The following is a 14,574-nucleotide window of genomic DNA, read 5'->3' as shown; positions in this document are numbered from 1 at the left end:
ATTATTTAATCATAAGTGCATCTTTTTTCCTTCCAAATGGTGCATTTAATTTCTCAAATGAAGCCCCCTACACGCGCCTAAAGCGCCGAGGAGGCTCTAGGACCTCCCCGCGAAAAGCGAGCTTCCTTCGCTCCAATCAACATCCCTGTTTAACAGAACCGTTTATTAAGCAGGCTGAAAATAGCTTCCACTGAAGAAGCGTTGAGGACAAATTGGCTTCGCCTTCTTAAAGCCAAATCCGTTGCATCGGAAGTATGACGATGTGTATTTCCATAGCGGACATATAGATAATGGTCCTTTGATAAAGAATACATCTTTACATTGTTTTCAAAACACCTTTGTTGAAACCCGCTATCCTCCCCCTGATTAATAGGTGGAAAGGATACCTTATTAAATAAATCCTTTTTAAAAACCATTGACGCCCCACTTAAAAAAAAGGAAGTCTGATAGCTATTCTGACCATTATTGATGACCCAGCGATTTTCATGATACGGATTATATAATCGAAGCTCCTGATTCTCTTTAAAATATATATAGAAGCTGCTTTTCCCGACCATTTCTGCGTTTGTTTGCTTGAGTGCCGCATACGCTTCCATCAAATAATTGACTCCATAATAGTCATCATCCATTTTTGCAACGTAATCAAACCCGGCTCGTTCCACGCCATAATTTAAACATTCTCCTAAACTCATTTTTTCAGGAAATTGCAGCAAATGACTCTTTATACCGGCTTCTCCAAGGAGGTTCTCGACTCGATTGTCATCCATCTTTGTAGAATTAAGTATGAGGACCAGCTCTAGATCCGGAAGTGTTTGTTTTCGAAAATTCACAAGAATATTCCCTACATAATCCTCACGATTGGTACAAGCAACAACCGAAATCATTTCATCTCCCCTTCTTATCGTCATGATTCATCGAAACATTCTTTGCTACAAATATGTTACATTTTCAAAAATATGTTAGAACGGAAACAACGAAGAGAAAAATTGTAACAGATAAAATGCAATGAGTGATACAAGTGGCACTTGTAAGGTGGGGCGATCAATATGAGCCTATTTTTAATGTGATTAATGATGGTTGGATTAAGGTTAAGGAATTGAAGAGTAAATATTAGCGTGGATTTCAGCCAAGTTCTTAAGGAAAGCAATATTACAGCAAAAAGATCGCCAAATGATGGCGATCTTTTTTTAAAGATTAACTTTTTTAATTCAATTGGTTTTCTTTTTAACTTGATGGCTCGCAGCTTTTTCTTTTGCGGCTTGTGAAACTTGTTTTCCATGATTATTTGCTGCTGGTGTCGATGTCGTTTTTCCGATTGTCATTGTTGCTTTTTTCGATTGTCCCGGTGCAGTTTTATTCGGTGTTGGTGCAGCAGCTGAAGTCGTCCTTGTTGTTTCCGTAGCCGTGCTATTCGAATTTGTCATGGTATTCGTGGCAGGTGCTGTTGTCTTGGCAGTTGTTATCCGATCATTCGTTGCCTTCGTGCTCTTCCCAATTGGCGCTACGGCTACACCACTATTGCTTCCATTTTTTAAAACCTCATGGACTGCAGGAATTTTATGAGAAGCCGTGGTTTGCACGTTTTGGGTTTGATCCTGTACCGATTTTCCTGCTTGGTTTATACTAACGGCTGTTTTTTGATTTCCGGAATTGCTTAATGTATTTGCTTCTGTAAATTGTTTAGAAGAATGATCTTTATGGTCTGCTTTCTTTTGGTCCGTGGATTTGATTGCAACATTTGCTTCTGCCAGCCGTATAGCAGGATGATCGGAAACAAAAGCGTTGGTGATAGAAAACGTAACGGAACCCAATAACACCATCGCAATGGCCCCTTTGGTCAGTTTGTTCATAGTTTTCTCCTAGTATCTATTTTTCGACTTTATTACAAATTTCGCCCGATCCCACTTGGTTTTGGGGGTATAACTAATGATCATTTTAGGCAAAAACTTGCGTCAGTACCATATAAAACTGATCCTCTACCCCCAAAATTCTTAATCAGCCACCTAACCTTTTGTTGTTAGTCATTTTTCGTCGAAAAGTGACATCTATATATAAAAATAAACTCAATCTATTAATATATACTTTTTCGACATTTACACCTATGAGGAGGAATCTCGGTGAATCGAATGTTTAGGTGGATGATTAGATCCTTATTTGCACCTGTGACTGGAAATGGAGGAGCAGTTGCGAGTACACTTGGGTTTTTCTTGGGGTTCTTACCTTTATATAGTGCCAGAATCCCATTAATGATTGCTTTTTCACTCTTATTTCGTCTTAATATTGTCGCTTTATTTCTCGGAACACTGATTACTATTTTTATCCCATTTATACGACATTTGCCATTCTTGAATTTACGTGTATTAGAAGGATACCTTACCATTATTAATGACTGGTTATTTTCAACGTTTAAACTTAAAATACATTTTTCACAATCCGTCGCAACAGGCGTTCTTGGAGGCTTAATCGGTCTTATCTGCTATTTTTTCTTCCATTGGTTTTACAATTTAGGACTAAAAAAAAGGGAGCAAAATCAAGAGCATGTTTTTCTTGATCCTGCCAAAAGACGCTGGACCATTATTAAACGAATGAGTACAGGCTTCGCAGTCCTTCTTGTTTTAGTTTCGATTATTTTTATGGAGAGCCTGATGACGGACCCGGTATTTTCTGGCCTGCCATTGAACAAAAACGCAGCAACGAGCGGGATTGAACCAATTAATCAACCTATTAGTGAAAAACAGGTAGCCACGCAGCTGGACAGCATCCAGCCATCCAATCAAAAAAATAATGACCTAGTAAGAAAACAATCAGTTACCAGCAAACAAGAAGTGTATGGTTTTTACGTCAATTGGGACGAAAACAGCAAAACTTCTTTCAAAAAAAATATCAAATCTATTACAACACTAATTCCGGAGTGGCTGCAGCTTACTCCCGATTTAAGCCTTAAAACTAGCACTGATAGGTCTATAATTGCAGAGGCAAAAGCACATCATATTAAGATGCTCCCATTAGTTAATAATTATATAAATCAAAAATGGGATGCAGAGGCTCTTCATCGGTTATTTACAACTCCCGGTGATGAAGATCTGTTTATTAAAAAATTACTAGCTTATGTGAAAACAAATCATTTTGCAGGGATCAATATTGACTTCGAAGATATCAAACAAAATGATAAAGCTGGTTTCACACGATTTATGGATAAAGTGTCAAGAGCCCTTCATCAACATGGTCTCATAGTAACGATGGATGTACCACCTATGAACGATAGTTATAACTATTCTTCTATAGCGTCTGACGTTGATCGGATGATTGTGATGCTCTATGATCAACACAATTCGATGAGTAAACCTGGACCTGTCGCACCATCTGATTGGGTAAGAGTGAGCTTAAACCAGCTTCATATTCCTTCCGATAAATTGATTGTGAGTTTGGGAAGCTTCGGTTACGACTGGGTAGAAAACTCCAATCAGGCTGCTGATACGATGACGTTCGGGGATATTATGGATCTCGGGATTGGGACTAACCTGAAAATTCATTGGAATAAACAAGCAGGCAACCCTTATTTACGTTACAAAATAAACGGAGAAAACCATATTGTTTGGTTTTTAGATGCAGCTTCATTTTATAACCAAATGAAGCAAGCGTATAATAGCGGTTCAAAAGGCATAGCGGTTTGGCGTCTTGGCTCTGAAGATCCTTCTATCTGGAATTTCATCAATAAACCAAAGGGATTGCTCAATCCTTCCGATGCCCTTAAAACATTAGTCAGTCCTGAGCCTGTCCATTATACCGGTGCTGGAGAAATTTTAAAAATTGTTTCCCAATCAGAAAAAGGGAAAAGGAACATTCAATCCGATCCAAATGGTTTCATTCAAGATGAATCCTACACGAAATTGCCAAAGCCTTTTGAGGTGGTTCGATATGGCAAACCGAAGAACAAGGAAGTCGTCCTTTCCTTTGATGACGGACCGGATCCAACCTATACACCAAAAATATTAGACATTTTGGACAAAAATCATATTAAAGGCGCCTTCTTTATCGTTGGAGAAAATGCTGAAATGAATCCAAAGCTGATTGAAAGGATGTATAAAGAGGGGCACGAAATCGGCAGCCATACCTTTACCCATCCAGATGTTGCATCCATTTCACCGCTGCAAACAAAAATGGAGCTGAATGCAAATCAAAGGCTTTTTGAAGAAATTACCGGTCATTCGATGAACCTTTTCCGTCCGCCGTATGTGGCCGATGCTGAACCCAGCACCAGAAACGAACTGCTTCCGGTTTTACGGGCACAAAATATGGGTTATACAATGGTCGGCGAATTAATTGATACGAACGATTGGCAAAGACCATCCAGCAGCAAAATTGTGCAGCGCGTAATCGACCAGCTTCCAAACGGAAATATTATTTTGCTCCATGATGCCGGCGGTGACCGCTCCAACACGGTAAAGGCGTTGCCAATGATTATTAAAGAACTTAAGAAGCGCGGCTACACCTTTACCACTATTGCAGGTCTTTTAGGAAAAAGTAATAGCCAGATCATGCCGTCTGCTAAGGAAAGCCCTTATGTGATCTATGACAAGGCTGTATTTAAAATGATGCACGGCTGGCGATTAGGACTAAGTATCCTGTTCTTCTCGGCGATCCTTTTAGGGATCCTGCGCCTGCTTTTATTCATATTCCTGTCCAGGAGACAGGTAAAAAGAGATAAAGGAATCCAGATTGACCCGGGCTTTACACCTTTTGTAAGTGGCGTCATTGCAGCCTATAACGAGGAAAAAGTCATTTGTAAAACCATTCATTCTATTTTATCCAGCGATTATCCAGCATTTGAAGTGCTGATTATTGACGATGGATCCAAGGATGATATGGCTGCTGTTGTTCAAAACTCATATGAAAACCACCCTTACGTCAGATTGATTAAGAAACCCAATGGTGGAAAAGCTTCTGCTGTAAACCTTGGTTTTAAAGAAGCGAAAGGGGAAATCGTAGTCGCTCTTGATGCTGATACACTCATTGCTGAAAATGCCATCTCGCTGCTAGTTAACCATTTTAAAGATGATAAGGTTGCGGCTGTTTCAGGGAATGTGAAGGTTGGCAATAAGGGAAACCTCCTTACAAACTGGCAGCATATCGAATATGTAACAGGCTTTAACCTAGAGAGAAGAGCTTTTGCCGCACTTAATTGCATTACGGTTGTACCGGGTGCAATCGGTGCCTGGAGAAAGACAGCGGTTGAACAAGCAGGCTACTATCAAGAAGATACATTGGCGGAGGATACCGATCTTACTCTTACTCTTTTGCGCCAAGGGAAAAAGATTGAGTTTGAAGACAAGGCTTTTGCTTTTACCGAAGTGCCGGAAGATATAAAAAGCCTGGCCAAACAGCGGTACCGATGGGTTTATGGTACCCTGCAATGCTTATGGAAGCATCGGGATGCACTATTCAATAAAAAGCATCACTCATTAGGATATATCGGCCTGCCTAACATGTGGATTTTCCAATATATATATCAAACTATATCGCCAATTGCAGATCTATTGTTCATTTTAGCGCTTTTTGGAGCGCATCCTGGAAAAGCAGCGATCGTCTTTATCCTGTTTTACTTGCTGGATTTCATGACGTCTCTTTACGCATTTCGCATGGAAAAGGAAAATCCGCGCCCACTTGGTTCGTTGTTTCTGCAACGAATCTTGTACAAGCAGATTATGACCTACGTCGTATTAAAATCTATTTTTTCGGCAATGAAAGGAATTACCGTTGGCTGGAATAAGCTAAAACGAAAAGGAAATGTGACGCAGGAACCCTTTATTGTGAACGTTAAGGAACATATGTAATGGTAAGTGACCGTTTTCTTCTTCTTGAACTTGCTTTTGGTCACGTAGAATCCTCCTACGTGACCGTTTCTTCTTCTTGATCCTACTTTTGGTCACGTAGACTCCTCCTACGTGACCGTTTCTTCTTCTTGATCCTGCTTTTGGTCACGTAGACTCCTCCTACGTGACCGTTTCTTCTTCTTGATCCTGCTTTGGGTCACGTAGACTCCTCCTACGTGACCGTTTCTTCTTCTTGATTCTGCTTTGGGTCACGTAGACTCCTACGTGACCGTTTCTTCTTCTTGATCCTACTTTTGGTCACGTAGACTCCTCCTACGTGACCGTTTCTTCTTCTTGATCCTGCTTTTGGTCACGTAGACTCCTCCTACGTGACCGTTTCTTCTTCTTGATCCTGCTTTTGGTCACGTAGACTCCTCCTACATGACCGTTTCTTCTTCTTGATCTTGCTTTGGGTCACGTAGACTCCTCCTACATGACCGTTTCTTCTTCTTGATCCTGCTTTTGGTCACGTAGACTCCTCCTACGTGACCGTTTCTTCTTCTTGATTCTGCTTTGGGTCACGTAGACTCCTCCGTGACCGTTTCTTCTTCTTGATTCTGCTTTGGGTCACGTAGACTCCTCCTAAATGACCGTTTCTTCTTCTTGATCTTGCCTTGGGGCACCTAGACCCCTCCTACGTGACCGTTTCTTCTTCTTGGACCTACTTTTGGGCACCTAGACTCCTCCTACGTGACCGTTTCTTCTTTGTGATCCTGCTTTTAGGCACCTAGACTCCTCCTACGTTACAGTTTCTTCTTCTTGATTCTGCTTTGGGTCACCTAGACTCCTCCTACGTGACCGTTTCTTCTTTGTGATCCTGCTTTTGGGTATCTAAACTCCTTGACCGATTCTTCTTACTCTGTTTATTTCGCATATAGCTAGGTTTAATTAAAGATATCTTGTCTGAAACTTAAAATTATAAATTCTAACAAATTATCCTGAATGACCACTTAGTAATTAACTAAAAAAAAATCGTTGACAACAATTTCCCTATTGGTCAAAATTGTTAATGTAGGAAAATAAATTTAAATTCCTAGGACTTAAGTAATCAATTGAGGTCAAAATAACCATCACAAATTTGTAATGTAAATACGTTGAATCTACAAATGAAAGAATAAGACACCTAGAGCAAGCATAAATGTTTTAGGTGTCTTTTTTAATCTTTTCTAAATAGGAAAATATAGAATTAATAAAACTGGGGGTAATGCAATATGAATCTAAAAGAAACATTAGAGATGCTAAAAAAAGTCTTAAATGATAACAAAGATTTAATCAAAAATGAGGAGTCCACAAAACAATTTTTGATTTTACCTTTAATTAACGGTCTTGGATACGATACATACAGCCCACAAGAAGTTACACCTGAATTCACTGCAGATTTTCATAAGAAGAATGAGAAGGTAGATTATGCTATATCAATTAATAGGGAACCTAAAATATTTGTGGAAGCAAAATCAATAAATACGAAAATAAATAAAAGTGCACCGCAACTTAGTAGGTATTTTAGTACCTTTCCAAGTGTGAGATTAGGTATTTTAACAAACGGTATAGAATATCATTTTTTTACGGATTTAAATGATACAAATATCATGGATTCCCAACCATTTTTTACATTTAATATTACAAATTTTAATGACGAGGATTTCAACAATTTAGTTAAATTCTCTAAAAATCTTTATGACTATGAAAGTATTAAGAAATTAGCTGAATCTCTAATGTACACACAATCTTTTAAATCCGTAATTAAGGAGATATTTGAAAACCCGAATGATAACTTTATTAAATTTGTAATAAAAGAGCAATTTAACTTTAAAGTAACTCAACAGTTTATAAATACTGCCCGCCCTCTTGTGCAGAAATGTATTCAAGAATCTATTGCTGAAATTATAAGTGAAAAATTTGAAACTCCTTTTAATAATGAATTTTTACAGGAAGTATCAGCAGAGATTGAAGAAGAAATTCCACAGGAAGATAAAAAGAATTATTATTCAAAAGAAGATCTGAAGTCTTTAAATACTTTTGAGGAATTTAATGGAGTAAAATTAGTCCAGCCAAATTCACAATCTTATATCAAATTATTAAAAATTCCTAAGGAAGAATATTCAGTGGAAAAAGGGAATCCGTTGAGTGATTTTTTTGTTGCATCAGTACTTACACAAGGGAATTCGATTGTTGGGTATTTAATCGGTCAATATACTAATCAAAAAGAGGATACTACCTTATACCCTGTAAAATCAAACGAATTCGCTAATTTCTTAGAAGATAATCCAATACTTAAAAATACAGGCTTTATCAATGCGAAACTAGGTTACCGCTCTAATAAAACCACTAATGATAAAACTTACTATTTAAAAAGTTGTTTACCAAATCTGTCATTTAGAGAGATACCAAATATGGTATCCAAAGTTGAAAATGTTGCTGATTTTTTTAATTATATTTATTAAAATTGACTGAGTTAAAGGTGAATTTTGATTTTTACAACTGTTGATAGGAGCGGAGGGCGCTCGACTCCTGCGGGATGAAGAGGTCACGGGAGACCCCGCAGGCGCCAAAAGCGCCGAGAAGGCTCCCGGACCTCCCCGCGGAAAGCGAGCGCCCGGAGCGAAGATCAACCACCAAGTTACACAGCCAAAAACAATATAAAATGCCGTCCTCACTGGGCGGCATTATCTTTCTTTAGGTAATTTATAATATAAGACAACCCAATCAGCAATCCCCCGTCTTTAAACGGTGAAACGATGTCATTTAATATTTCTGTAATTCTGATAGGCTCCGCCCTTTCCCCCGCCGTCAAATATTGAGTAGCGTTATAGTATAAGGTCGAATCAATTCCGCTGATAATTCCTACGACGATCACTACCCAGCCGGTTATAAAAAGGATTTTTGAAATATTTTTCCCCATGCCTGAACGCCTCCTTACTAATCTATATGTCTATTTTTCTATAAAAGTCCAACAAGAAAAAAACGCTATGTTATCACATCGTCTACTAATATAGTAAACGGGACAACATAGCGTTTTTTGTTTGGTTTTGAAATTTTTAATATTATCAACTGATTATTTCTTACAGATGATCGAAAATGAATAGGGCCGACTTAAATTGAATTGCAATTTATTTGGATTTTTCAATTCAAATGAATGTTCTTCGCCAGTTTCATCCATCCCGAACATGGAAATTTTTCCTTTCATTCCATTTTCAAGTATATAAGTATACGTCTGAATGATCGATTCTGTATCACCGACGACCAGAACGTTAATTTCATCATTTGATTCTGCAAAATCAAATGTAAGATTTGAATATTCAAGATGATCAATCGCAATTGTGGCATTATTTAGGATCATAATTTCATCACCTCCAATCCCATCAATAAATTTGACAAGATAGAGGAAATTTCCTTTTAAAAAACGAAAATTTCACATTTTTTAAATAATTTAAACAAAAAGCTAGTAGGCCATTTCTCCCCTCTTTTGGTGATAAGATAGGAAATTCGCGCATTTTGTCGAATTCGTGAAATAACTTTATCAACCCTTGATAGGTAAATCTTTTATAGCTCGACCAGGTTATATGCCACCACAACCTTTCCATAAGAATTCCAATTTCACCATTCCTCTTTCCTAAAAAAATTCACTGCCTTTACAATCGGAAAGGTACTAAAGGCTGTATTTTTCATTATTGTCAGAATAGGCAGAATATTATTTATTGTCTACCAAAAAGTTGTATACCATAATTGATTCGTACAACTAAATAAATAAGGAAGAAGGTTATTGGATGAAGAAGTTTTTGAAAAAAATCTCAACTGTATCCACATTAAGTTCTCTCGTGCTGCTCACTGCTGTACCTTCCTTAACCAATGCGGAAAGTCCGCAAAAAGTCGCCGTTCAACAGGGCGCAAATCCTCAGGTTTTACAAAATGCGAGCGTTTTTGGAGATTTGCCTGGAAATACCCAAGTCACTGTCGATATTGTGATGAAGATCCATAATAAGGACAAGCTGGCTGAATTTATTAAGCAAACAACCACACCAGGAAATATAAATTATCGCAAGTATCTATCAGTCGACCAATTTAGTAAAAGCTATGGTGCCGATTCAACCTCTATTAAACTGACAACATCCTACTTGAAATCTTTCGGTATTCAATCAAAAGTTTATCCTAATAACTTGATTATTACCGCGACCGGAACGGCAGATCAGTTTAATAAAGCCTTTTCCATCACTCTAAAGCAAGAACAATACAAAGGAAAATCCTTTCACGGCACTAAGGACAACCCAAGGGTACCAGCGAATTTTGGCGGAGATATACTTTGTATCCTTGGATTATCGAATTACGCCAATTTCACTTCCCATGCTGTCAAGCAGCCGGCAGCTTTAACGGAAGACGGCACTTCGCCTGCCGGTCCGCTTAATTTATTGCCAAGTGATTTAATTAAGCAATATAATGTCCAGCCGCTTTATGATAAAGGGGCTGCTGGGAAAGGTCAAACCATTGGGGTTGTCACTCTGGCTGACTTTAATCCTGATGATGCCTATGCTTTCTGGAAGGGGAATAACATAAATGTGAAACCAAACCGGATTACAAAAACAAATGTCGATGGCGGCTCCGGCTGGGCAGGCTATGATGAAACAACATTAGACGTAGAACAATCCGGAGCATTGGCACCACAAGCCAATATCAATGTCTTTGTTGGTCCAAACACCGACACAGGGTTTACGGATGCCTTCGCAACGGCAATCAATGAAAACAAGGCACAGCAAATCTCGGTAAGCTGGGGTCAAAGTGAACCGGCGATTGACTATTTCGTCCAACAGCAGCTTGAAACACCGGGTTATGCTGAAGTATTTAACCAATTGTATATGCAGGCAGCCTCCCAGGGTATTTCCATGTTCGCTGCAGCCGGCGACGAAGGGGCCTATGATGCGGCTAGACAATTCGGATTTGACTCTGGAGTCGCCAATGCTACTTCATTATCCGTTGATAATCCTGCAGATAGTCCGTATATTACGGCAGCCGGCGGGACAACCTTACCGTTCCATTTCCACTCCAATACTTACAATTATGATGTAAGCAATGACCAGGAACGCGCTTGGGGCTGGGATTATCTGTATGGTTACTTTGGAGTAAGAGGATTAGATAATCCAGTTGGCTGGGCACAAAGATACCTTGCTGGAGGAGGCGGCGGCTTTAGCCATTTATTCAACACGCCGTACTACCAGCTTGGCGTGCCAGGTGTCAACAAATTTACAGGTGTGAAACAATGGACTCCTGATGCGAATCAAACTACTCTTACTCGTGATGCCGCGCCTACGATTGTGACTGGAACTGGTACAGGAAGAAATATGCCGGACCTTTCGATGAACGCCGATCCATATACCGGGTATCAGGTTTGGTTCAGTGATCCGGGTGCACCAGGCACAAATTTCGGAAGTGCTACTTACGGTGGAACTTCCTTCGTAGCTCCGCAATTAGCCGGACTTTCAGCATTAATTAATAGTGCAGACCATACGCAGGTTGGATTCTGGAACCCGCAAATCTATCGTTTTGCCCAGCAAAAGAATTCACCACTGCACCCATTAAATAAGACTGGTGCTGATAATGATAATGGTTTCTATACTGGTACCCCTGGTACAGTGTACAATCAGGCAACTGGCCTTGGTACACCGGATGTAGCAGCACTTGCTGATAAATTCTCAAAGTAATTTTAAAAAAGGCTGACCCTTTTTATTTATGGGCCAGCCTTTTTCATGTATTAAACTCCTTTATAAGCTAGCCGATAAATTTCCGCCAATTCGGTCACTAACGGAAGCTTCGGATTGGCAGTCGTACATTGGTCTTCAAAAGCGCGGTCCGCTAAGAACTCCACTTTGCTTTCAAATTCTGCTTTATCAATATTATTAGCCTCAAGGCTCATCGGAACCTCCAGCTCTTTTGCCAGTTTAATGATCGCTTGAACAAGGCTTTCGACACCCTCTTCCGTCGTACGGGCTGGAAGACCTAGTGTTCTGGCAATTTCCGCATAGCGTTTATCCGCTTTGAAATGGTTATATTTCGGAAAGGCGGTAAACTTAGTCGGTTTTGTCGCATTATAACGAATGACATGTGGTAAAAGAACCGCATTGGCACGACCGTGAGCAATATGGAATTCTGCTCCCAGCTTATGCGCAAGGCTATGGTTAATTCCTAAGAAGGCATTGGCAAAGGCCATTCCGGCAATCGTAGAAGCATTGTGAACCTTTTCGCGTGCTTCTTCATCACGGCCATTTTTGTAGGCTCTTGGCAGATATTCAAATACCAGTTGAATGGCTTTCATCGCTAATCCGTCGGTGAAATCATTGGCCATGCAAGATACATACGCCTCAATGGCATGGGTCAATACATCCAGCCCGGTGTCTGCAGTAATATGTTTAGGAACCGTCATGACAAATTGCGGGTCAATAATTGCCACATCCGGTGTTAATTCATAATCTGCGAGCGGGTATTTAATATTTGCTTCTTTATCCGTAATAACAGAGAAGGACGTTACTTCAGAGCCTGTACCGGAAGTCGTCGGAATGGCAACAAATTGTGCCCGGCCTCCCAATTTTGGATACTTAACAATTCTTTTGCGGATATCGAGAAACTTTTGTTTTAAACCAAAGAATTCAGAATCCGGATACTCATAGAACAGCCACATACCTTTAGCAGCATCCATTGCGGAGCCACCGCCGAGCGTGATAATCACATCCGGCTGGAATTTAGCCATCATTTCTGCCCCGTTCAATACGGTTTCAATGGATGGATCTGGTTCCACCTCTGAGAAAATTTCGCAATGCACATAGTCAGGGCGCTTTCTTAAGTGGTAAAGTACTTTATCTACATACCCTAATTTCACCATGCCAGGGTCGGTAACAATGAAAGCTTTTGATATCTTCGGCATTTTGGCCAAGTACTGTGTAGAGTTCTTTTCAAAATAAATTTTGGAAGGGACTTTGAACCACTGCATATTCACATTCCTCTTTGCAACCTTTTTAATATTAATTAAGTGAATGGCACCCACGTTCGTTGAGACAGAGTTTCCGCCATATGTGCCGCAGCCAAGTGTCAAGGAAGGCATATAGGCATTGTAAATATCGCCAATCGCGCCCTGTGAAGAAGGAGCATTCACAATAATCCGACCGGCTTTCATCCTGAGGCCAAATGCTCTAACTGCCTCTTGGTCATTGGTGTGAATGACTGCAGAGTGGCCTAAACCGCCAAACTCCAGCATTTCTTCAGCTCGTTTTAACCCTTCTTCTAAGCCGCTTACTTTGTAGCAGGCTAAAACCGGACTTAATTTTTCTCTGGAAAGAGGTTCCTTTGGACCGACTCCTTTTAATTCTGCCACAAGGATTTTGGTGCCTTCCGGAACAGAAACCCCTGCCATTTCGGCAATTTTGAATGCTGGCATTCCGACAATATCAGCGTTTACCGCACAGGAATGCTCATTGATCACTAATTTTTCTACTTTTTGCTTTTCTTCCTCATTTAGAAAATAACATTTGTTGGCGATCATTTCTTTTTTAACGTCCGTATAAATGTCTTTATCAATGATGACTGCCTGCTCGGATGCACAAATCATACCGTTGTCAAAGGTTTTTGATAAAATAAGGTCATTAACCGCTTGTTTGAGGTTGGCGGTTTTTTCAATATAGCAAGGAACATTCCCTGGTCCCACTCCAAGAGTCGGTTTACCGGAGCTATAAGCGGATTTCACCATACCGGCACCACCCGTTGCCAGGATCATCGAGATTTTTGCATGGTTCATCAGTGCTTGGGTAGCCTCAAGGGATGGTGTTTCTATCCATTGGATACAGTTTTCAGGTGCACCTGCTTTAATCGCGGCATCTCTGAGAACTCTAGCGGCTTCACTGCTGCATTTTTGTGCAGATGGATGGAAGGCAAAAACGATTGGATTGCGCGTCTTAATCGAGATTAATGCTTTAAACATGGTGGTAGAGGTTGGGTTTGTAACAGGCGTAACACCGGCTACAACCCCGACAGGTTCGGCAATTTCGATAATTCCCTCGATATCATTTTCGTTAATGATGCCAACGGTTTTATCGTATTTAATGTTGTGATAGACATATTCCGTCGCAAACATATTTTTAATAATTTTATCCTCATAAACACCTCTTTTTGTCTCTTCCACTGCCAATTTTGCGAGCGGCATATGCTGGTCGAGCCCCGAAAGCGCCATTTGTTTCACAATTTCATCGATCATTTCTTGATTGAAGGAGCGGAATTCCTCCAATGCTTTTAAACCATTATTTACGAGTTCATCGACCATTTTTGTAACATTTTGATTTTGTTTAACTACTTTTTCTTCCACTGCCATTTTCTTCACTCCTCAATTTGTGAAATATTTCACATGTGATTTTTTAAAAAAAGGTTTATTCGCACACCGGATTTCTTGGAATTTTTTCGAATGAGATTTCAGTTAGAACATTGGAACGTCTTTTTACTATAATGACATAATTAACAGTCCATATAAAAGCAGGAACTGGATCTTTTTCTTTGAACAGCATCGCTTCAAATTCATCACCCACAGCGGCTTCAAACGCATCAAGTGTATAGGTTTCAGAATCTGTAGAAAAAGTATTCCACTCACAAATCATCATTTGTTTCACTCCTTTTTCTTTTGTGATTTCATCATAACATGGAATTTGAGGAATAGATTGTGAAATATTGA

At 39.7% G+C, this 14,574-nt stretch carries 9 protein-coding genes; 3 read left to right on the top strand and 6 right to left on the bottom strand.

Going from position 1 to position 14,574, the window contains the following annotated elements; genetic code table 11:
• Positions 1-149: 149 nt before the first annotated feature.
• Positions 150-884 carry a glycosyltransferase family 2 protein gene (locus ACZ5XR_RS07280; RefSeq protein WP_464500999.1) on the bottom strand — a complete coding sequence of 245 codons (735 nt, stop codon included), beginning with the start codon at positions 882-884 and terminating at the stop codon, positions 150-152.
• Positions 885-1,208: 324 nt separating this feature from the next.
• Positions 1,209-1,850, bottom strand: coding sequence for a hypothetical protein (locus tag ACZ5XR_RS07275; RefSeq protein ID WP_464500998.1), 642 nt, complete (start codon positions 1,848-1,850; stop codon positions 1,209-1,211).
• Between the two features lie 276 nt (positions 1,851-2,126).
• On the opposite strand from ACZ5XR_RS07275, the gene ACZ5XR_RS07270 reads away from it, so the two are divergent.
• Both ACZ5XR_RS07270 and ACZ5XR_RS07265 read left to right on the top strand, forming a co-directional pair.
• Positions 2,127-5,834 (top strand): polysaccharide deacetylase family protein, encoded by a 3,708-nt coding sequence (locus ACZ5XR_RS07270; RefSeq protein WP_464502252.1) that lies wholly within the window; start codon positions 2,127-2,129, stop codon positions 5,832-5,834.
• 1,250 nt (positions 5,835-7,084) lie between these two features.
• Positions 7,085-8,317 (top strand): type I restriction endonuclease, encoded by a 1,233-nt coding sequence (locus tag ACZ5XR_RS07265; protein WP_464500997.1) that lies wholly within the window; start codon positions 7,085-7,087, stop codon positions 8,315-8,317.
• 209 nt (positions 8,318-8,526) lie between these two features.
• Here the strand turns inward: ACZ5XR_RS07265 and ACZ5XR_RS07260 are convergent, their stop codons facing one another.
• Together ACZ5XR_RS07260 and ACZ5XR_RS07255 are read right to left on the bottom strand one after the other, a co-directional pair.
• Complete coding sequence (locus ACZ5XR_RS07260; protein WP_464500996.1) at positions 8,527-8,775, bottom strand: hypothetical protein; 249 nt, start codon at positions 8,773-8,775, stop codon at positions 8,527-8,529.
• 153 nt (positions 8,776-8,928) lie between these two features.
• Positions 8,929-9,213 carry a hypothetical protein gene (locus ACZ5XR_RS07255; protein WP_464500995.1) on the bottom strand — a complete coding sequence of 95 codons (285 nt, stop codon included), beginning with the start codon at positions 9,211-9,213 and terminating at the stop codon, positions 8,929-8,931.
• A gap of 427 nt (positions 9,214-9,640) precedes the next feature.
• On the opposite strand from ACZ5XR_RS07255, the gene ACZ5XR_RS07250 reads away from it, so the two are divergent.
• Positions 9,641-11,566, top strand: coding sequence for a S53 family peptidase (locus ACZ5XR_RS07250; protein WP_464500994.1), 1,926 nt, complete (start codon positions 9,641-9,643; stop codon positions 11,564-11,566).
• A gap of 50 nt (positions 11,567-11,616) precedes the next feature.
• Here ACZ5XR_RS07250 and adhE read toward each other — a convergent pair whose 3' ends face one another.
• On the bottom strand, positions 11,617-14,220 hold the full coding sequence (adhE, locus tag ACZ5XR_RS07245; protein WP_464500993.1) for a bifunctional acetaldehyde-CoA/alcohol dehydrogenase: 2,604 nt from the start codon (positions 14,218-14,220) through the stop codon (positions 11,617-11,619).
• 55 nt (positions 14,221-14,275) lie between these two features.
• The gene (locus ACZ5XR_RS07240) at positions 14,276-14,503 is read right to left on the bottom strand and encodes a hypothetical protein (protein ID WP_464500992.1); all 228 of its coding nucleotides are present in this window, start codon (positions 14,501-14,503) and stop codon (positions 14,276-14,278) included.
• Positions 14,504-14,574 lie beyond the last annotated feature (71 nt).

It is taken from the genome of Neobacillus sp. Fa239, from assembly GCF_055395235.1.
This window is presented reverse-complemented; position numbering and strand designations above follow the sequence as displayed.

Excerpts from the sequence above, each read along its gene's own strand:
- ACZ5XR_RS07280 (WP_464500999.1), bottom strand. The coding sequence starts at position 884 with ATGATTTCGGTTGTTGCTTGTACCAATCGTGAGGATTATGTAGGGAAT.
- ACZ5XR_RS07275 (WP_464500998.1), bottom strand. The coding sequence starts at position 1,850 with ATGAACAAACTGACCAAAGGGGCCATTGCGATGGTGTTATTGGGTTCC.
- ACZ5XR_RS07270 (WP_464502252.1), top strand. The coding sequence starts at position 2,127 with ATGTTTAGGTGGATGATTAGATCCTTATTTGCACCTGTGACTGGAAAT.
- ACZ5XR_RS07265 (WP_464500997.1), top strand. The coding sequence starts at position 7,085 with ATGAATCTAAAAGAAACATTAGAGATGCTAAAAAAAGTCTTAAATGAT.
- ACZ5XR_RS07260 (WP_464500996.1), bottom strand. The coding sequence starts at position 8,775 with ATGGGGAAAAATATTTCAAAAATCCTTTTTATAACCGGCTGGGTAGTG.
- ACZ5XR_RS07255 (WP_464500995.1), bottom strand. The coding sequence starts at position 9,213 with ATGATCCTAAATAATGCCACAATTGCGATTGATCATCTTGAATATTCA.
- ACZ5XR_RS07250 (WP_464500994.1), top strand. The coding sequence starts at position 9,641 with ATGAAGAAGTTTTTGAAAAAAATCTCAACTGTATCCACATTAAGTTCT.
- adhE (WP_464500993.1), bottom strand. The coding sequence starts at position 14,220 with ATGGCAGTGGAAGAAAAAGTAGTTAAACAAAATCAAAATGTTACAAAA.
- ACZ5XR_RS07240 (WP_464500992.1), bottom strand. The coding sequence starts at position 14,503 with ATGATGATTTGTGAGTGGAATACTTTTTCTACAGATTCTGAAACCTAT.